14 protein-coding genes are annotated in these 18,323 nt (G+C 45.2%); 4 read left to right on the plus strand and 10 right to left on the minus strand.

Going from position 1 to position 18,323, the window contains the following annotated elements:
- The first annotated feature begins 108 nt into the window (after positions 1-108).
- Positions 109-2,331, plus strand: coding sequence for a TonB-dependent siderophore receptor (locus tag R7Q38_RS08345; protein ID WP_213973206.1), 2,223 nt, complete (start codon positions 109-111; stop codon positions 2,329-2,331).
- 42 nt (positions 2,332-2,373) lie between these two features.
- Here R7Q38_RS08345 and R7Q38_RS08350 read toward each other — a convergent pair whose 3' ends face one another.
- From R7Q38_RS08350 to R7Q38_RS08375, 6 genes are all read right to left on the minus strand, one after another.
- The gene (locus tag R7Q38_RS08350) at positions 2,374-2,922 is read right to left on the minus strand and encodes a hypothetical protein (RefSeq protein ID WP_005377712.1); all 549 of its coding nucleotides are present in this window, start codon (positions 2,920-2,922) and stop codon (positions 2,374-2,376) included.
- A 251-nt stretch (positions 2,923-3,173) separates the two neighbouring features.
- Positions 3,174-4,949, minus strand: coding sequence for an ABC transporter transmembrane domain-containing protein (locus R7Q38_RS08355; protein WP_053307070.1), 1,776 nt, complete (start codon positions 4,947-4,949; stop codon positions 3,174-3,176).
- Between the two features lie 3 nt (positions 4,950-4,952).
- A complete protein-coding gene (locus R7Q38_RS08360) occupies positions 4,953-6,692 on the minus strand; it encodes an ABC transporter transmembrane domain-containing protein (RefSeq protein WP_318114188.1) in 1,740 nt (579 codons plus the stop codon).
- A 271-nt stretch (positions 6,693-6,963) separates the two neighbouring features.
- On the minus strand, positions 6,964-7,455 hold the full coding sequence (locus R7Q38_RS08365) for a type II secretion system protein (protein WP_005389069.1): 492 nt from the start codon (positions 7,453-7,455) through the stop codon (positions 6,964-6,966).
- Positions 7,456-7,659: 204 nt separating this feature from the next.
- On the minus strand, positions 7,660-9,003 hold the full coding sequence (locus R7Q38_RS08370; protein WP_213973205.1) for a sodium/glutamate symporter: 1,344 nt from the start codon (positions 9,001-9,003) through the stop codon (positions 7,660-7,662).
- A 427-nt stretch (positions 9,004-9,430) separates the two neighbouring features.
- Positions 9,431-10,309: a LysR family transcriptional regulator gene (locus R7Q38_RS08375; RefSeq protein ID WP_213874457.1), complete on the minus strand. Its 879-nt coding sequence runs from the start codon at positions 10,307-10,309 to the stop codon at positions 9,431-9,433.
- Positions 10,310-10,412: 103 nt separating this feature from the next.
- Here R7Q38_RS08375 and R7Q38_RS08380 point away from each other — a divergent pair, with 103 nt between their 5' ends.
- The gene (locus tag R7Q38_RS08380) at positions 10,413-10,700 is read left to right on the plus strand and encodes a putative quinol monooxygenase (protein ID WP_239932151.1); all 288 of its coding nucleotides are present in this window, start codon (positions 10,413-10,415) and stop codon (positions 10,698-10,700) included.
- Between the two features lie 11 nt (positions 10,701-10,711).
- Positions 10,712-11,689, plus strand: a complete 978-nt coding sequence (locus R7Q38_RS08385; protein WP_239938419.1) for a Gfo/Idh/MocA family protein — start codon at positions 10,712-10,714, stop codon at positions 11,687-11,689.
- Between the two features lie 84 nt (positions 11,690-11,773).
- Here the strand turns inward: R7Q38_RS08385 and R7Q38_RS08390 are convergent, their stop codons facing one another.
- A complete protein-coding gene (locus R7Q38_RS08390) occupies positions 11,774-12,460 on the minus strand; it encodes a DNA-3-methyladenine glycosylase I (RefSeq protein WP_054823495.1) in 687 nt (228 codons plus the stop codon).
- A gap of 86 nt (positions 12,461-12,546) precedes the next feature.
- Here R7Q38_RS08390 and R7Q38_RS08395 point away from each other — a divergent pair, with 86 nt between their 5' ends.
- Positions 12,547-12,741, plus strand: coding sequence for a hypothetical protein (locus R7Q38_RS08395; protein WP_005377692.1), 195 nt, complete (start codon positions 12,547-12,549; stop codon positions 12,739-12,741).
- 85 nt (positions 12,742-12,826) lie between these two features.
- On the opposite strand, the gene R7Q38_RS08400 is transcribed toward R7Q38_RS08395, so the two are convergent.
- The 3 genes from R7Q38_RS08400 to R7Q38_RS08410 are packed head-to-tail and all read right to left on the minus strand — an operon-like array spanning position 12,827 to position 18,289.
- Positions 12,827-15,637: an Hsp70 family protein gene (locus R7Q38_RS08400; RefSeq protein ID WP_239938418.1), complete on the minus strand. Its 2,811-nt coding sequence runs from the start codon at positions 15,635-15,637 to the stop codon at positions 12,827-12,829.
- A 55-nt stretch (positions 15,638-15,692) separates the two neighbouring features.
- A complete protein-coding gene (locus tag R7Q38_RS08405) occupies positions 15,693-17,657 on the minus strand; it encodes an Hsp70 family protein (RefSeq protein WP_239938417.1) in 1,965 nt (654 codons plus the stop codon).
- Positions 17,657-18,289 carry a DUF2760 domain-containing protein gene (locus R7Q38_RS08410; protein ID WP_017634945.1) on the minus strand — a complete coding sequence of 211 codons (633 nt, stop codon included), beginning with the start codon at positions 18,287-18,289 and terminating at the stop codon, positions 17,657-17,659. The genes R7Q38_RS08405 and R7Q38_RS08410 overlap by 1 nt, the downstream gene beginning before the upstream one ends.
- Between the last annotated feature and the right edge of the window lie 34 nt (positions 18,290-18,323).

An 18,323-nucleotide genomic window follows, 5' to 3' on the forward strand; every position in this document is an offset into this window, starting at 1 on the left:
TGGTTTGTCTTTTACGGAAACAACTGGCGATGCCGTAACTCGCTTTTCTTTCAGCGACCGCTGAAGTCATGAAGGGTTGGTTTGGCTGCCGACAAAAAGGAGAAGAATATGACTCGGCAGTTTATGCTGACACCAACGTCGATGGCGGTTGTATTAGCTTTATCAACGCCAAATGTCTTGGCTCAGGAAGATGAAAATATAGTTGTGATTGGACAGCAGCAAGACAGTGCAGTTGGTCCAGATTTTAGTTATCTCGGAGCGAAGAGTCGGGCAGCGACGAAAACTGATATTGCCATCAATGAAACCCCAAGAGCGGTATCTGTTGTTACGCGAGAACAAATGGATGATCGTGCCTCTATTAGCATTTCTGACGCGCTACAGTACACACCAAGTATTCAAACTAATTATTTCGGCGAAGATAACAAGCAAGATTGGTTTATTATTCGTGGTTTTAAACAGGCGAACAGCGGGCTGTATCAAGATGGTACCCGTTTATATTCTTCTGGTTTTTATAGTTGGCAAATAGATCCGTTTGCTTTGGAAAGGGTTGAAGTTTTACGTGGTGCAGCGTCTGTTCTTTATGGGCAAAACCCTCCTGGTGGGGTCATCAATGTTGTCAGTAAGCGACCTCAATTTGATGGGGGGTCAGGACTTGTATCTTTGGAGTACGGTTCTGAAGACCGTAAACAACTTTCTCTTGACGTAAACTCTGAGGTGAGTGAGCAGCTAGCTTTCCGCTTTCAAGGGTTAGCGAGAAAAAATGGGACGAGAATTAGTGGGGTAGAAGCAGAGCGCATTCTTCTCTCTCCATCGATGACGTACAAATTTAATGAGGCGTCTGAAATTACCTTTCTAACGAGCTATCAAAAAGACGACTCAGATCCTTATCTGCAATTTTTGCCAGTTGAAGGAACGTTAACGCCAAACAAAAATGGAAAGATCAGTGATAGTTTAGCGATAGGCAATCCTAACTGGGAGACGTTTGAGCGTGAGCAGGTGTCTTTAGGCTATGAGTTTTCTCATGCATTTAATGATACCACTTCATTTGTTCAAGCAGCTCGTTACAGCGAAATGGATGTTAAGCTAAGACAAATGTATTCGTACGTTTACTCGGCTGATGTGCCTGCGTTGGGGCCGGTTTTGGACCCATCAAATGAACGCAAAACCATACTTCGGGGTGCTTCAACAGAAGATGGGTCATCTGATGCTTTTAATATCGATAATCGTTTGATGCACCAAGTAAATTGGCGAAGTGTTGAGCATAACTTGATGTTGGGCATAGATTTTCAAATGATCAGTATCGATGGTAAAGATTTTGCCAATGACCCTATCGTTGCTAATGGTAATGCATTATTAAACACACCAATGGGAGCTTTGCCCGATCCTAGGTTTAATGTATTTAATCCTACTTATTCGGATAACATAATGTTACTCGAGCCGAATACGCTACAACCATTGAGCGAAACCGATAAACAAAGAACGAAAATCGATAATCAGCAGCTCGGCGTCTACTTTCAAGATCATATGCTGATCAACGATAAATGGGCGATGTTATTGGGCGCACGTTACGACGATACAAGTAATGAAGTACATAATGTTACCACGGGTGCTCGCACGAAAGTCGATCATGGAGAGTGGACGTTTAGCGTGGGAACGGCTTATATTTCTGATTCTGGCTTCACGCCATACTTTAGTTACTCTCAGTACTTTGATCCAATTATTCAAGAAGACAGCAATGGTAAGCCAGCGAAGCCTGAAAGCGGTGATCAATTTGAAATCGGTATGAAATACCAACCTGATTCATTTGATGGTTATTTCAATATTGCAACGTATCGGGCAACAAAAGAAAACTTGGCTCGTATCTACTTGAGTGAATTAACGCAAATAGGAAAAATAGAAAATAACGGCGTTGAGTTTGAAGCTGTAGCTAATGTGACACCATCCTTAACATTGATCGGGAACATTGCGTACGTTGATGCAGAGATAAAAGAAGACATCAATAAGGCATGGGTTGGCAAAACACCTTCCCAAGTGGCGAATACCGTATCATCAGCTTGGGCACATTATCGTTTCTTTGATGGACCTCTTGATGGCTTTGCTGTTGGCTTAGGCGCGCGCTATACAGGTGAGTCATACGGAGACAATGAAGAGAGACTAAAAGTACCAAGTTATTTCTTAATGGATGCGACGGTCAGTTATCGAATCGGCGATTACAAGTTACAAGTCGCAGCTAAAAACATCGCGGATAAAAAGTACATAGCGACATGTGATGGCTTTTGTTGGTATGGCGACCGACAAAATGTTATTGCAAGTTTAACTTACGACTGGTGAGTTAACGTATAAATAAACACCCCTAACTTTAGGGGTGTTTATTTAGAAATCGGCTTTACGGACAAAGTGCGGGTTTTTGTACTTTTTCTGCGGACCAAACGATGATACGACAAGTTTGTTCCATAATGTTTTGTCAAACTCACCCTTTGGAATCGAAGGGTAGAGGGTTTCCTCTTCTTCTCTTGCAAAGTTCATATATTGTTTCTTTTTAATTTGATTGTACTTTTTGGCGATCTGGTTATGTTTTCTTACCCACTCCAGCTTGTAATTGTGGAGCACTTTTTCACCATCTTCGAGACTCATCCGAGATAGGAACAGTCGCTTGTATGAGACCTTTCTGTCCAGCATTGTGCGCATAACGGTTTGGATATATTTACCGTGATGCGTAATGGTAATGTCGTTTTCATCAATAGGAGTGACACACCAGCCTTTAGGTAAAAAGTCTGGCTTCTTAAATTGCTTATTACGCTCCATTAGCGCCTGATGTAAAACTAAATCAGAGGTGCCGCGGAACGTCTTTTGCCATTTACCGATACGAATTTGAATCGAACCAGGCAAGCGATAGATGTTAGTAAACTTATCTTTGTCCATGGACTTGTGTCATGAGATTAATGTGCATAATTAGAAAGCGGAATTCAGCCCAATGCCACAGGCAGTAGACTTAAGTACCGTACGATTTTACAACGACCTTGCGTGATATAGCGAGGGGTTATGTCAATAATAGGTAAGAAATAGAAAATTAGTTCACATTATGAAGAAATTGGAAGCTAACAAGGCTAAATTTTGAAGTTACACCAATTATGCCCATGCCGACTAAATAAAAAGAAGGCACGGGCATAAAATCACACCGCTTCTTCGAGTTGCTTGGTGTCTTCTTCAATCTGTTGTAGGTGTCGGTTTGCTTGCTGTAACTGATACATTTGAGCATAACGACCATTTTGCGTTAAGAGTGCTTTGTGTGTACCTTTCTCGACCAACTCCCCATGATGAAGAACAATGATTTGGTCTGCATCTAGGATAGTTGACAGCCGATGAGCAATAACAACGAGCGTCATGTCTTGTCTGAGTACCGCCAAGCTCTTTTGGATTAAAGCCTCTGTTCCTGAGTCAATATTTGCGGTTGCTTCATCTAATATCAATATCTTAGGTTTTACCACAAGCACACGTGCTAACGCCAAAAGCTGTTTCTGACCCGCAGATAAATTAGTTTCGCCTTGACCTAACTGCGTGTCTAGCCCGTTAGGGTAACGATGAATTTGTTCTGCCAAACCTACCTTGTCTAACGCATCCCATATTTGATTGTCATCAACCGCCCGACTGAGAGAGATGTTTTCTCTGACTGAAGCAGGGAGAATATGTGGATCTTGTTGAACCATTGCCACATCTTTGCGAAGTACGTCTTTCCCTAATGTCTGAAGTGGACGACCATCTATGAGCAGTTCACCACATTGCGTTGGATAAAAGCCCATTAAAAGTGACGCTAAGGTGCTTTTACCGCTTCCTGTATGCCCGACAAGCGCGATAAAGTCTTGGTGGTTGGCCTTCAACGAAATGTCTTTTAGGACGTCCTGTTTACCATCGTAGCTAAATGTGAGGTCTTTAAGTTCGATAGCACCTGACCTTAATGGTTGATGATCGCCCCCGTAAGTTTGTTCTTTCGCATCAATCAATTCAAAAACACGTTCGCTTGATACTAACGCCTGCTGAAGTAGAGCAAGTTGCTGAGTCATCTCAATTAGTGGTTCAGTAACTCGCGCAAGATAACTGATAAATGCATACAGTACCCCCACACCGATCAACTCAATACCATTAAAACCAAAGATCGCAACCAAGCAAAGCAACGCAAGACCAGCGAGCAAATCCATTAAGGGTCTTAGCAGATAGCCGTTTAGCCGAATCACTCGTTTAGATGCCACCAGATGCTCTGCGGTTAGCTCGTTGAACTGTTTATTAAAACGCTCTTCTTGTTGCATTAATTGAATGACACTCATCCCTTGAATGGATTCACTCAGATTCGCATTTATATCAGTCAATAGGTCACGCATCTTTCGGTAGCTTTCTGTACTTAGCTGCTTAAACAAGTACATAAAGCCGATGACGATCGGCAGCAATACAAGCACAACGAGTGTGAGCTTCCAACTCATGAAAAACATAACGCCAAGCATTACGACAATCATGACCACGTTTTTCACCACGGTCGCGATCAAAAGCTCATAAAATTGCTGTAAAGATTCCGTATCGTTGGTGATTCGCGACACCAATTTTCCAGCAGGCGTGTAATCAAACGCAGATAACGGCTGCTTAATCACGCCAGAAAATACTTGCTTACGAATCGCTTTGATCGTGTTAGCCGCGACAATGCTAAATTGCAATGACTGAAAATACTGGAATGTTGCCGATACGATCTGAAGAGCGATATAACCTACTGCTAGCGAAATCAGAACATTTTGTGAATAGTCACCTTTAGCGATGTGCTCATCAATGAAATATTGAATCAACCAAGGGCCGCCGGCGCTAGCTAACGCTGCAATAAACAGCAAGGCGAGTCCTTTAATCATTGGCTTTGGTTGAGATAATGGGTAAGACATTAACCGTTTAAACGTGCTGGTCTGGTTCATTCATTATTCCTCCATCGCCTGTTCTAGTTTTTGGTACTCGAACATTTCGGCGTACCATCCCTGATGCGCTAATAAAGCGCTATGTTGCCCACGTTCAGTAATGTGGCCGTGATTCAAGACAATGATCTCGTCTGCTGCTTCCAATGCGGTGAGGCGGTGTGCAATAACGATTAGGGCTTGATCACGGTAGTGTGTTTCCAAATTCTTAAGGATTTGATGTTCGGTCCGTCCATCAACAGCGGAAAGTGCATCGTCCAAAACCAACACTTGGGCATTCAGCAGCATAGCGCGTGCTATCGCAATACGTTGTTTTTGCCCGCCGGAGAGTGTAATGCCTTTTTCACCAACTTCTGTTTGGTAGCCTTCAGGAAACTTCTCAATATCGTCATGTATACAGGCTAACTTTGCTGCTCTATAGACTTCTTCTTTCTCTGCATTAGGGTTGCCTAAGGCAATATTGTCGAAGATAGATTTGGAGAATAGAAACGGACTTTGGTTAACGACAGCAAAACGGTTGCGCCACTGTGGAAGTAGGGCATCCTTGATCTCGACATCACCGAATTTAATTGAGCCGTTTTCTAAATCATGTTGACGCAAAAGTAGTGTTAACAGGGTCGATTTTCCGCTTCCTACCGGCCCTGCAACTCCCAACATTTTTCCGGGTTCCAGTTCGATGTTTACTTCCGTCAAAGCGGGCGGTAAATCACTAGACCAATGGAAATCGTCGATATCAATTTTCAACGGAAGTGGTTTATTTTCTATTGGCTTATTGCCACTGATAATTGCTGGCTTTTCATCAAAGATCTCTTGTAATCGGTTCCATGCAGCAGAGCCTCTTTCTAAAATGTTAAATAGGAATGCGAATGCCAGCATCGGCCATATCATCAACCCTAAATACATCGTAAATGCGGTCAGATCACCAAGCGTGATCTCACCTTTATCAACAAGGTAAGCACCAGCAGCGACACTAAGAAGGAAAGAAAGACCGATGGTTAACTGAATTGCCGGGTCAAATCTAGCATCGACTCTTGCGACAGCGATGTTCTTTTCGCCAGTATCATCCACAACCTCTTCAAAACGTTGCTGCTCTTGGTTTTCTAATCCGAAAGCACGCAGCATTCGCACGCCATTAAGTGACTCTTGTGTCATGTCTGACATGGTAGAAAAGGCTTCCTGAGCGACACGAAAGCGTTGATGTAGGATACGCACAATAAAGAAGATGATGATGGCAAGAAATGGCATTGGAAGAAGCGCCATTACGGTGAGCTTCCAGCTTACTTGCGTTACCATAATGATTAAAACCGCAATACCAGTGATCAAAGAGTCTGCGGCGGTTAAAACCCCTTCGCCGGCAGTCATAACGATATTACGCACATCATTAGTGCTACGAGCCATCAGATCCCCCGTCTTGTAACGTTCAAAAAAACGAGGTGGCTGTGTCGATAAATGCCTATATAGACGGTTACGTAGAATGGTCCCGAGCTCCCAGCTTGCGCCGAAAAGCCAAATTCGCCATAAGATGCGACACCCATAAATAGTAAAGATCAGTACAGTTAACCCTGAGAGCCATAGAATCAGCGTATTTGTATCTAAAGTGTTGTCTACGACGCCATCAACTATGATGCCAACTGCTTTGGGCGGAACAAGCTGTAGTGCTGATATCACAGCGAAAAGCAGAATGGATCCGACATAGTGCCTCCACTTTTGTTGGAAATACCAACGTAGCTGCCAGAATATTCTCATTACGCCTCCCGCTTTAAATTATTGAATTTGTTATAGAACTATTATTGAGCGAAATGATGAGTTTACAAGCACAAGTTATAGGCGGGTTTAAAAACGATAGATTGTTTCAATTATAGCCATGTGTCGGCGCAAATTACTGGTTTTATCTCTATGAGCTAACTGTGCGACGACATTATGTGAAATAGTTGTTAATGGTGGTTTTGGAGCCATTACCTTGCAATAACGATGAAGACACCAAAAGTAAAAGTGTTACTGCCACTCTCTATGGGAATTAGCAATCGTCAGTTTGTATTTTGTATTTCACTTGGCCACCAGGAGTTTCTGGGTAGTAAACTTCGACATAACACATATGTTCTGGACCAACAGGCTTGTTTGCAAAACCAATAAGGAAGTAGGGCTCGTCTGGACTGTCTACCCCGTACCAAGTGTTAATAGTGAGTTGTGGATCAAAGCCTGCTAGCTCTTTTGCTGGAATAACATTTTTGATAAATCCAAAGTAACCAATTAGGTCGTTATGGCCGTCATTATCTAGATCAATGTTATATTTTATGCCGCCATCTACTGTCTCTTGAGATTGAATCACTGCTTTGGTGTAGACAAAGTTGTTGGCGGTCATGAGTGCTTCTCTGGCTCCATATAGAACCGCTACTCTGGCATCTTTTTGTAAGTCAAGAAATTTAGGAAATGCAACGACGCTTACAATACCAAGAATGATGATGCACACAATGAGTTCAATAAGAGTAAATCCTTGAGAGCGACGCACAGCCTTTCTCCATGTTTTAGAAACGAATAGGCGGCTATTCTGATATAGAAACTTTCAGGTCAAGTATTAAAAAAGAATGATAGTAAGAGATCGGGATTGCAAATCTCAAATATAAAACAAGTTGCTTATTTTCGAGATGAGGAGTGATTTTGATAAAAACCAAGGAATGAACTCGAGAGGATAAAATCCTCCCGAGTAAAGCGACTAAGATTCGTGTGTCAGATCACTGCTGTTACGTTTAAAAATGAATCGCCAAATAAATAAGACAATTGCGATGTAACCTAATCCTACCCCAAGCGCTTGCCAGTGCATGCCGTTATACATCGCGATTGGCATCAAAGAGATGATGAAGATGTCAGTGATTGAGCCAGGGACATAAGCGATGGCGTAATCATCAAGCACCTTGCTACGCATTTTTGGATCAACAATACGAAGCAACGCAATACCCATGGCAACCGTACCGGTTAACCAACCCCAAGAGAAAATGCCTTTCTCGAACCAATCTTCTCCCATGATACGTGGGGCAACCCAGAAGATTAGCCATAGTGTGAAGGCGATACCGCCGATTGCAAGCACTACCATCGGCATTAAATACTGGGCTAAGACGGTAATCTTGATGGCTGAGATACCAAAGATAATCAAATAATCGGTACTGATGCCCGCAGCGTGTTTGAATGCACCGTCACAAAGATAGCGTGAAGCTTTGGTTTGTTTCGCGATGATTCGCACAAGCATGCCGCCAAGGAAGCCAGTTACAAACGTCGGGATCTGCACCTTATCGTGGAAAGAAGATAAGTAGTTGGCGGCGACATAAGAGAAAGCGGTTACGACAACCACTAACGCAGCGTGAATCGCGAAAGAATCAACCGACAGGGAAGACATGGTGTCTTTCATTACCGGTTCTTGATCATCAGGCTTAACAAGGCCTTTGCGTTCGTGTTCGTCCATGCTGTCGAAGGTCGTAAAGCTACGAATCCAACCCATCTTCAATGCGAATTGCAGCATGAGCATGCCGACAGAAATCGAGATGAAAATACCCACGGTTGCGAACGTTAAGCCAAGTGTGAAGCCATCTTCCCAGCCAAGCCCCGTGAAGATTTCACCAACAACAGATGCAGAGCCATGTCCGCCCATAAAACCCGCAGACATTGTCACACCAAAGCCAGGATTAATCTCTGGCCAGAAGAAGGTTGTGAGAACTAGACCAAACATTGCCGCAAACAACCACTGAGAAACAGAAGCGATTTGGTTAAACGCCCACAATGAGCCAGCACGCTGTGCGACGGTTTTAGGTGATGGAACATCCGTTGCCAGACCTAACGCAGAAAAAAGTGCAGCAGTTAATAGGCTTGCGTTAGCGGTAAACGTATCGGTCCAAGGCAGTACGTCTAACAGGGCTGGTCCAAAAATTAGACCGAATAATCCTGCGAGAACCGCCGATGGAATGTACATACGCTGTAGTAATGGCGCGTGAACGCGAATGACTTTTGCCAAAATCAATAGTAAGCCAGCGATGGCTAAGTCAGTCAGCATTAGACCTTTAGGCATCTTATCCTCCAGTAAATGCAGTCAAGGGGTAGCGTCCTTGTGACCTACCTTGAATAAAAATCTCTCTCAAGCCAAAAAGCCACATACGTGACTAAAAGCGTTGAGAAATCAATGTCGTTTTCATAAGCAAAGGAATGTGCTTATGCAATTTGAAATGAGTGTAAATGTTGTGATTGCACACGAACAGGAAGAGAAATTAGATTAAATTTCTCGATATTTTTTTTGATAGTTCACTCAGGAAAGGCGGCAATCCTAGTCACTTTGTCAGAGCAATGCAATTGGTGTAAATCAATAAATTATGCCTAGTTAATGGGTGTCTCTGACTAACAACATGAAAAATAAAGACAATTAACAAGCAATAATATTTGTCATATCGACAATAAAAGTTAATTAAATGGTTAAATTGTCGCCGCTTTATGGGGTGACGTTATGGATTCACATGAGAAAGAATAAAATCGACCAAGGTACGGTTTTTAAGGGAAAGCTGTTTTGAACGGTAAAGCAGGTGGATCGGTTTTGGCTTGGGAGCATGTTGCTGGAGAATTTCTACCAAGGCACCAGATTGGATTTCCTGCTCAACTAAGATCTTTGGTTGCAGAAGAACACCAGAGCCTTTTAACGCGGCGAACTTAAGTACATCGCCATTGTTAGACGTTAATCGGGTGTTGCTGTTTCCAAAGGTATTAGATGGCATGTTCACCACTTGTTGGCTTTCTCCTTGGTGATACTGAAACCCCAAACAATGATGATGTTCAAGGTCATCAAGCGATTGGATAGGGGCATGTTGCTCAAGGTAAGAGGGTGAGGCGCAGTAAGTCATGTGGTATTCACCCAATTTTCTCGCGACTAACGACGAATCGACCAACTCACCGATTCGAATAATCACGTCAGCTTCGCTTCGATATGGGTCAATCAAATTGTTGTCCAACATCAGCTCAACGTTCAAATCGGGAAATTCAGCTAAGAAGTCAGCTACGATGGGGGCGATGACCTTTTTGCCATACGTGACAGAGCAGTTAACTTTTACCGTTCCAGTTGGACGGTTGATCAGCGTCTGGATTAGGTTCTCTGCGTTGGTGATGTCTTCAATAATGCGGTGGCACTCTTGGTAGTAGAGTTTACCGGCTTCGGTCAAGGACTGTTTGCGCGTGGTCCGATGAATCAGCTGTGTACCTAAGCTTTGCTCAAGAAAGCTCACGTGCTTGCCAACCATGGTCGGTGAAATATCAAAGTGGTGTGCAGCATTACGAAAGCTGCCGTGTTCGACCACGTAAGCGAAAACTTTCATGCTTGTTAATTTATCCATTGCACACCCAGAGTTAATAAAGAAATAACTAAAGCAGAGTTTATCAATCAAATGAGGTTAATTACAGTGGGCGTATGATTAAGAATGGAGAAAGAGATCCATCATGAATGAGACGATTTTTGTTACCGCCGAACTGAAAATGAATGGCGATAAGCCAAGACAACAAGTAGTTGAAGCCATTGAACAATTTTGCCTTGATATGCAAAGCGAAGCGGGGTGCTTGCAAGCGAATGCGACCTACGATTCTAAAGATCCACAACGTGTGATTCTTTGGGAGCGATATGAAAACCGCGCCGCGATTGAAGCGCATTTTGCTATGCCGCATACACAAGCGTTTATTGCGGCTGAAATGGCAGAGTTAGTTCAAGCATTCGAAACCCAAGCTCAATAGGAGAGGCGAACATGAAATGGGGTATTTTAGGCACAAGCTTTATCTCAGGTGTCATGGCTGAGGCAATCCAAGGCGATGACAAGAGTGAACTGTACGCGGTTGCTGGGCGTTCGGAGCAGAACTTAAAGACATTCGCTGAGCAATATGGCATCGAGAATACGTTCAACGATTACGATGCGTTGATTGCCGATGAGCAAGTCGACATTGTTTACATCGCACTGCCAAATCACCTTCATCATGACTTTATCGTCAAAGCGGCAGAGCAGGGTAAAGCTATTCTTTGTGAGAAGTCACTTTCGGTAGATATGGAAAAAACCGAGTTGGCACTAAAAGCAGTCGAAACGCACAAGGTATTCTTTGCTGAAGGTTTGATGTACTTACATCACCCATTGATCAACGAGTTGGTTTCTGTGCTTAAATTGGGAGAGATTGGTGAACTTCGCTCCATCCATACTTCTTATATCGCGTCGATTGCGCAGTTTGTTAATCCAGATAGTAAAGGTGCTTTGTATAACTTAGGTTGCTACCCAATGTCATTGGTGCATTTGGTGGTGAAAACCATGTTGGGTCAACAAGCCTTTGGAAACCGCTCTATGACGGCGATTGGTCGAAGAGGCCATGACGGTAATATCTGTGAATCGAGCTTGATGATGCAATTTGGTGAGCAACGAACGGTGAGCGTACACACTGCCGAAGATCATGGATTGAAACACCAGTTCACCATCCTGGGTAGCAAAGGTTGTATTACGCTAGATTCAAACCCATGGCTACCAACGCAAGATAACCAGTTTAGTGTGGAAATTTACGAGACGTCAAAGCGTGAAGTGTTTGTACCGGCGGCAGGGGATGCTTTCTTCTATCAAGTGCGCAATATTCGCCAAGCGGTTGAAGAGGGGCGTACCTCGCTAGAAAACCCTTGTGCAACATGGGAAGACTCTCACCGTATTATGCAGCTACTGACTGAGTGGGAATCACTGGCTTCAAAGTAAATGTGTACTTGAACCAATGAACATAAAAACGGCGCACTAAATACAATATTTAGTGCGCCGTTTCTATTTTGTGTTCAGTCTGGATTAAACACGGTTATCACCGGTGCTGAACGCAATGATTTGGCTGATCTCAGACAGGCTTCTACCACTTTCTTGCTGCCATTGAACAAACGCTTTGTTGGTGGCATCGAGCGATTTCTTCGTATCTTTGCCACCTTCAATGATCTTGCAATTACGCAGGTAAGCTTCAACGTCGCTAGACAAGATGAAGGTATCAACGCCCATTTGACGAAGTGTGTAAGGACCGGTATTGCCACCTAGGCGATTACCGCGTTTCTTCAAATACGCCCATAGGTCGGTGATTTTCTCTTGCGGCCAATCGGCAACCATTTTGCCAAACGAGCCGTATTCGATTTTTGCTTCGTGGATCATACGTGCGTTGGCAGGGATCGACATGACTTTAGTGAGGTGGCGAATAATGCGTTTATCTGTTGCTTTGGTTTCCCATTGCTCATCCGACAGCATCAATAGCGGCTCAATCTTAAACCCAAAGAACACTTCTTCGAAGTTCGGCCACTTGTTGCGAACCACGCTCCACGAAATCCCACTTTGGAATACTTTCATCGAAAAAGCGGCCAGCCAACGGTCGTCGGGAATCGCTGCCAGCTCTTCTTTGCTTAGTGGATGAGACAAAAGCGCTTCAAGTTGATCTTCACCACCTTTACGCTCGGCAGCGCGCTGATAAATCGCGTCAAATTTTTCGATACTCATAAAAGAAGTTAGTCCTAGTTTATGTCGATATTTGCGAAACATACTACGCTTAAGTGGCTGAATCGTAAATTGATGGAGTGTCACAAATGAAGAAGGTCACATTAACGTTTGTCGGAGAAGGTTCGGATCGTATTGCGGAAAAATTCTATGCGTGGATGACGGACGGTGGGTTAGAAGACAGCATGATTGAGAATTTATCTGACCGTGAAATCTCAGTTGTTGGCATCAGTGATATGGATAATGAAACGCGTGATGTGGTGATCAATACGGAAATGAACTAACGAGTCGTCTTTCGTCAGCTATTAGAATCAGATAAAACAAAGCCCTTCACGAGAAGGGCTTTGTTGCGTTTATAAGCGTGAGAGCCTAGTTATTTACCAGCGTCAGACCGCTTGGCAGTGCATCACCGAAGATACGCTTCGATTCGCTCTCAGATAGCTCTTTGACTTCTTCAACCAATGATACCCAAGATTCAGGTACCTTGCTTTGCTTCAACTTAGCCAGTACCTGCTCACGGTAGTCGTCTGAGATATCGAATAGGCGGTCACCCGTCTTACGACAAATCATTACAGCTGCAAACGCGATCATTGGCTCTTTCTGCCAGTTCTGCTCTAACAGCTTAGGCAACCACTGTTCCGCTTGTTCACGAGGAACGACGTTATGCTGACTGCCATATAAAGGCGTACGTGATGCCAAGCGACCCATTGCCCACCAGTGTGCTTGTTCAAACTGGTTTTGGTTGATCGCTTTACTCAAGAACCACGTTGCCAATAGAACTTTATCTTCCACTTCTAGATGCTCTAGAGAGGCTGAAAGACGCACCATGGATTCGTAACCCATGTCTTGTGCCGCTTTGGCGGATTGTGGGTTTTTCATCGCGCCAGGATGTAGGTATTTCGCGATGTCCGCCAAGATGGTCTCTTGTTGCTCTTGGCTCAAGCCACCTGCGATACGACGCCAGAACACCCACCAGTCGGTCCAACCTTGATGGTTCTTAAACTGAATGTTTTGCTGGTAGAGACCCCAAACTTGTTCAATGCGCCATGAGTCGGTTGGATCGCCAAAGCCTGGACGCAATGCAAAACCCGCTAAACGAAGCCAGTTTTTCTCGTGCTGTTCAGAGCGGCGGCGACGCTTACGACCTTGTGCAAAGGTATCAAACAGTTGACGTAGGGTCGTGAAATCCCACTCGTCACGTTTGCCAAGTTTCTTCTCAAGATCTTTGGCTAAGGTTTTGATCTCTTTGCTTTCTGCGCTTTTCTTGTTACCGCTGTAAAGGCGAGCGATCAGCTCCTTACATTCATTCAGTTTAGGGTGAAGCTTAACTTGCTCGCTGTCATCGGTTTGCTTGTTACGAACTTCGAACTCCAGCTCCCAACGTTTGCTATCGTCTTCTGCGCTGACACATTCCATCTTAAGCGTACCGACTTCGGTCAACTGACACGCCAGTTGCACTTCTACGCGCTCTTTCTGGTTGGCTTGCAGTTCGGCACCTTCACCTTCAAGGGTGGTGATATAAGGCGGCAGAGGAGCAAATAAGTCAGGATCAACGTCCACCATCACACCGTTTTGAATGGAGGTGTTATTGGTTAAGGTGTCGTGGGTAGAAGTCAGCAGGTTAAAGCGAACGGGTTCACCTAGGGTAAGCGAGAAGCGACGACCACTTAAGCGGATCTCATGACCTTCTTCTGTACCTTTTGCGAGCAAACAGAGCGCTTTGCCCATCTTGTTCTTTTCTTGAAGATGCAAGAAGTAAGAACGCGCTGCACCACCACCAATTTTTAGCTGTGCCCCACGACGTGCTTTACCAAACGCAACAGCACCTAGTGCAACAGACCAATCTGGATGTGGGTTATCTAATACCGTAACCGGAGCGCCGCGCCAATCGGACAGTAGGGTAGTGACTCGCTCAATCACAAGTTCACTGTTGAACACACCACCGTTAAGTAGCAAACCGACTGGAATTGCATTTTGTTTGTCGTCTTCAATGCCGAGAGCGGCACGAGCAACTTGTTGGTGCTGAGTTAAGAACTCGGCTACGTGTTTGCTCACCGCTGGGTCGGCAACGTATGGAAGACCAAACTCGACAACGGCGCTGCGGCGTTTGTCTGGTACTTCACTGAAATCAGAAAGCGGGAAGAAGCCATCCAACGCGATTTGGTGCACTTCTTGTTTGCTCAGCCCAATACTCTTTGTTCCGCCAAGAAGTTTCGAGCCGCTGCCTAGCATGGTGATTTTTACTTCTTCAGGTGCACTCGCTGAAAGTAGGTTTTCTTTCGCCTTGCGAGTTTGCTGAATCAGCTTAGTTAGGCTTGCTGCAGTGAGCTTCTTACTTTGGTTGAAGCGGCTCTCTGCAAGGTGTGCTAATGCTAAGTCGAGGTTATCACCACCCAGCATCAAGTGTTCGCCAACACCAATACGATCAAGGGCTAGTTCATCATGAGAAGAGAAACTGGCTTCAATCAAGCTCAAGTCGGTAGTACCACCGCCCACATCACACACCAGAATCAGCGGTAACTCTTTGAGTTCATCAGCTGCGGTTTGCTGGTGGCGTGCGTACCAATCGTAACATACGGCTTGTGGCTCTTCGAGCAGGACGATTTTCTTCAAACCAGCTAGCTGTGCAGCTTCAAGCGTGAGTTTACGAGCGGTTTCATCGAACGACGCTGGAACGGTCACAACCACATCTTGGTCTTCTAGCTTATTGCTAGGGTGACGGTAGTTCCATGCTTGACGAATGTGGTTGAGGTAGCTTGCGCTGGCAATGACGGGGGATACTTTATCTACGTCTTGCGCGCCAGCCCAAGGAAGAATGTCTGAACTACGATCCACTGCTTGGTGTGATAGCCAGCTTTTAGCACTGGATACCTGACGTCCTTCCACCTTAGCGCCTAATTCACGAGCCCATTCACCCACGATTACATTACTAATATCGCCAGATACAGGTTCGTTTTCCCAAGGGAGTGTTAGGTCAGAAGGGGAGATTTGACCAACCGCAGGGTGATAGCGGAAAGAGGGCAGCAATGGTTTACGAACCACTTCACCCGGACCAATCAATTGGTCGATGTCGAATAGGGATACTTCGGACTGTTCAAGGTTGTCGGTGATTTCACAGTACGCCACCACAGTGTTTGTGGTGCCAAGGTCAATACCAACAAGAAAACGAGGAGATGCCATACAAACCTTCGTGTATTTAAAAACGGCACCCGATTGGATGCCGTTTGATTTCTATTTATTCTTCTTCGTTTGAGTTGCTTTTCGCGTCTTCGCGCACATCGAACTCAACATGCCATTTTTGACCGTTATCAGCGGCAATGGCTTCTAAGTAAAGCGTACCAAGCTCAGTGACGCGAGAGGCTAGGGTTACTGGAACCACTTCGCCTTCACGACGACCTTCAGATACAGGCAGCGTTACTTGGATCTCTGGAAGCTCTTCAAGCTCTTCTGGTGCCCAGTAGTCTAGGTGAGTACCTGCTAGGTCATCACGACGAACCGTTGAGCCAAAGAATTGGAAGTTAACCGGCTGACCGATGATCAAACCAAACTCTTGGCTTGGTACGTCAACGCTGGAACCTTCTTCCATACCAAATGGTGCAACGCAAAGTGCTTCCATTGGAGGCGCCATGCCAGGAATCGCAGGCATCGCACTTTCGATACCCACGTAGTACGCCGAAGCAATACCACCACGGATACGAACGCCTTGACCACGACGTACAGAGCCGTAGTAAGCCGCACCGCTAGCAACTGCAAGGTCTAGATCCACACCTGTTAGGCGCTTCGCCATTTCTGCATCTGCTTCAATTAACCATTCGTTGATCGTGTCTTCTAGACGAGTTGCTAGGAGTTTCGATTTCAGAACACCACCGTTGAATAGGATTGCGGTTGGCTTGATGAAGTCAGCCGATTGCGCTGCATCCGCACCTGGCATACCAGGCATGTTAGCGAATGGGTTGAAATCTTGAGTGGCTGCTTCTGCGCCATTTCCTGAAGCAGAAAGAGCATTGGCTTGCTTAGACAAGAACGCTGCAATGTGACGAGTAATGCCTGCATCTTGTGCGTAAGGCAGACCCATTTGCGTTAGTGCACCACGGTTACGTTGAACAGGGTGGTCAGTAATTGCAACTTGAGGGAAGAAGCCATCAACCAGTGTTTGTTGTACTTCTTCTTGAGTCAGTTCTGTTTTCAGCGTTGCGCCAAGCAGTTTAGAACCACGGCTTGGTACTACGATTGGCACTGACTGAAGTTCGCTGTCGTTCAATAACGCTTCTTTCGCGTCACGACATGCGTGTGTCATTGCCTGAACTTGCCATGGCTGTAGCTCTTTACCTTCTTGGGCTAGCTTCATCTTCAAGCGGTACGCAAGTGCAAGATCCATGTTGTCACCGCCAAGTAGGATGTGTTCACCTACCGCGATACGGTTCAGAGTTAGGTTGCCGTCGTCTTCAGTTACTTCAACCAAAGAAAGGTCGGTTGTACCACCACCGATATCGACCACAAGTACGATGTCGCCAACTTCAACTTCGTCGCGCCATTTGTCGTTGCTGTTATCGATCCAGTTGTAAAGTGCAGCTTGTGGCTCTTCTAGAAGCGTTAGGTGCACAAACCCAACGTTGCGTGCTGCTCCGGCTGTTAGATCACGAGCAGCAGGATCGAAAGAAGCAGGAACCGTAATAGTCACGTCTTGATCGGCAAGGTTGTGATTTGGATTGGTGTGATTCCAAGCGTCTTTTAGGTGCTCTAGGTAAAGCTCTGTCGCGCGAAGAGGGGATACTTTTTCCACTTCTTCTGGGCTACCTGCTGGCAGGAAAGCATCACGACGGTTTACACCAGCGTGGCAAAGCCAAGATTTCGCACTTGCAACAAGACGAATTGGCGTTTTCGAACCTAGGTTACGTGCAATCGCACCAACCAGAGCTTTTGGCTCGCTCGACCACGGAAGAACGCGTGATTGCGGGTTCATTTCGTGTTCGTGTGGTTGGTAAAGGAAAGAGCCTAATTGGCTACGAGTCTCTACCGTACCCGGCGCAGTTAACTGCGGGATTGGCATCACTTCAACGCGAGCGTCTTCGTTGTGTGTATCAACAAAAGACATGACACAGTGTGTTGTACCTAAGTCGATACCAACACTGAATTTAGGTGTCTGTTGAGTTTCAACAGACGCTTCTTGAGAATGGTTTTCTTGGTTCATGTGTTCCATTACAGCTCAACCTCAGCTGGAGCGATCACAGAAGCATCGTAGTTCTCAGCCAGTTTAGGCAACGTCATTGATGTTGCTTTCCAGCCTTTGTGAACTAGCGTGCCGTTGAATGGCGCGCTGCCTGTTACGTTGCCAGTTAGGCGGATTTCTTGTGGGTTGAAGCCTTCTTCAACCGTAATGCGAGTTTCTTCGTCTTCGTTACGAACGTGCGCTAGCGTCACGTAGTCGTTCAGTACTTTCTGACCGCCAGTGTGGATTACGCGAGCGGCTGCGCCTACTTCTTCATCAGAGAATGACGTTAGGTCTTCTTTTAAGAAGTCAATCAGACGAGCTTCTTGTTGCATGATAGAAAGCAGCTGCATTGCAGAGTCTGTTGATGCGGTTGCAAGTTTTGATTCAACTTCTACAACACGCTCTACGACTTTCTCTACTTCCACTACTTTTTCTACTTCAACGATCTTCTCAACTGGTTTCTCAACCTCGACGATTTTCTCGACTGGTTTTTCTACCACTTTCTCGACCACTTTTGATTTGCGCGACACTGCAACTAGAAGAAGCAAAACGCTCGATGCGGTTAGGCCAGCGTGAAGCATATCGAACGTTTGAGGAATTAGGTTCAAATCAATGTTCATGACGTTTTTTCTCTTTCTATTGATTTATTGGTGC

Source organism: Vibrio sp. Vb0598 (genome assembly GCF_033338935.1).
Taxonomy (GTDB): Bacteria; Pseudomonadota; Gammaproteobacteria; order Enterobacterales; family Vibrionaceae; genus Vibrio; species Vibrio alginolyticus.

Coding starts and splice junctions, on each gene's coding strand:
- R7Q38_RS08400 (WP_239938418.1), bottom strand. CDS start 15,637: ATGGCATCTCCTCGTTTTCTTGTTGGTATTGACCTTGGCACCACAAAC.
- R7Q38_RS08390 (WP_054823495.1), bottom strand. CDS start 12,460: ATGAGTATCGAAAAATTTGACGCGATTTATCAGCGCGCTGCCGAGCGT.
- R7Q38_RS08380 (WP_239932151.1), top strand. CDS start 10,413: ATGAATGAGACGATTTTTGTTACCGCCGAACTGAAAATGAATGGCGAT.
- R7Q38_RS08410 (WP_017634945.1), bottom strand. CDS start 18,289: ATGAACATTGATTTGAACCTAATTCCTCAAACGTTCGATATGCTTCAC.
- R7Q38_RS08395 (WP_005377692.1), top strand. CDS start 12,547: ATGAAGAAGGTCACATTAACGTTTGTCGGAGAAGGTTCGGATCGTATT.
- R7Q38_RS08405 (WP_239938417.1), bottom strand. CDS start 17,657: ATGGAACACATGAACCAAGAAAACCATTCTCAAGAAGCGTCTGTTGAA.
- R7Q38_RS08355 (WP_053307070.1), bottom strand. CDS start 4,949: ATGAACCAGACCAGCACGTTTAAACGGTTAATGTCTTACCCATTATCT.
- R7Q38_RS08360 (WP_318114188.1), bottom strand. CDS start 6,692: ATGAGAATATTCTGGCAGCTACGTTGGTATTTCCAACAAAAGTGGAGG.
- R7Q38_RS08375 (WP_213874457.1), bottom strand. CDS start 10,309: ATGGATAAATTAACAAGCATGAAAGTTTTCGCTTACGTGGTCGAACAC.
- R7Q38_RS08345 (WP_213973206.1), top strand. CDS start 109: ATGACTCGGCAGTTTATGCTGACACCAACGTCGATGGCGGTTGTATTA.
- R7Q38_RS08385 (WP_239938419.1), top strand. CDS start 10,712: ATGAAATGGGGTATTTTAGGCACAAGCTTTATCTCAGGTGTCATGGCT.
- R7Q38_RS08350 (WP_005377712.1), bottom strand. CDS start 2,922: ATGGACAAAGATAAGTTTACTAACATCTATCGCTTGCCTGGTTCGATT.
- R7Q38_RS08370 (WP_213973205.1), bottom strand. CDS start 9,003: ATGCCTAAAGGTCTAATGCTGACTGACTTAGCCATCGCTGGCTTACTA.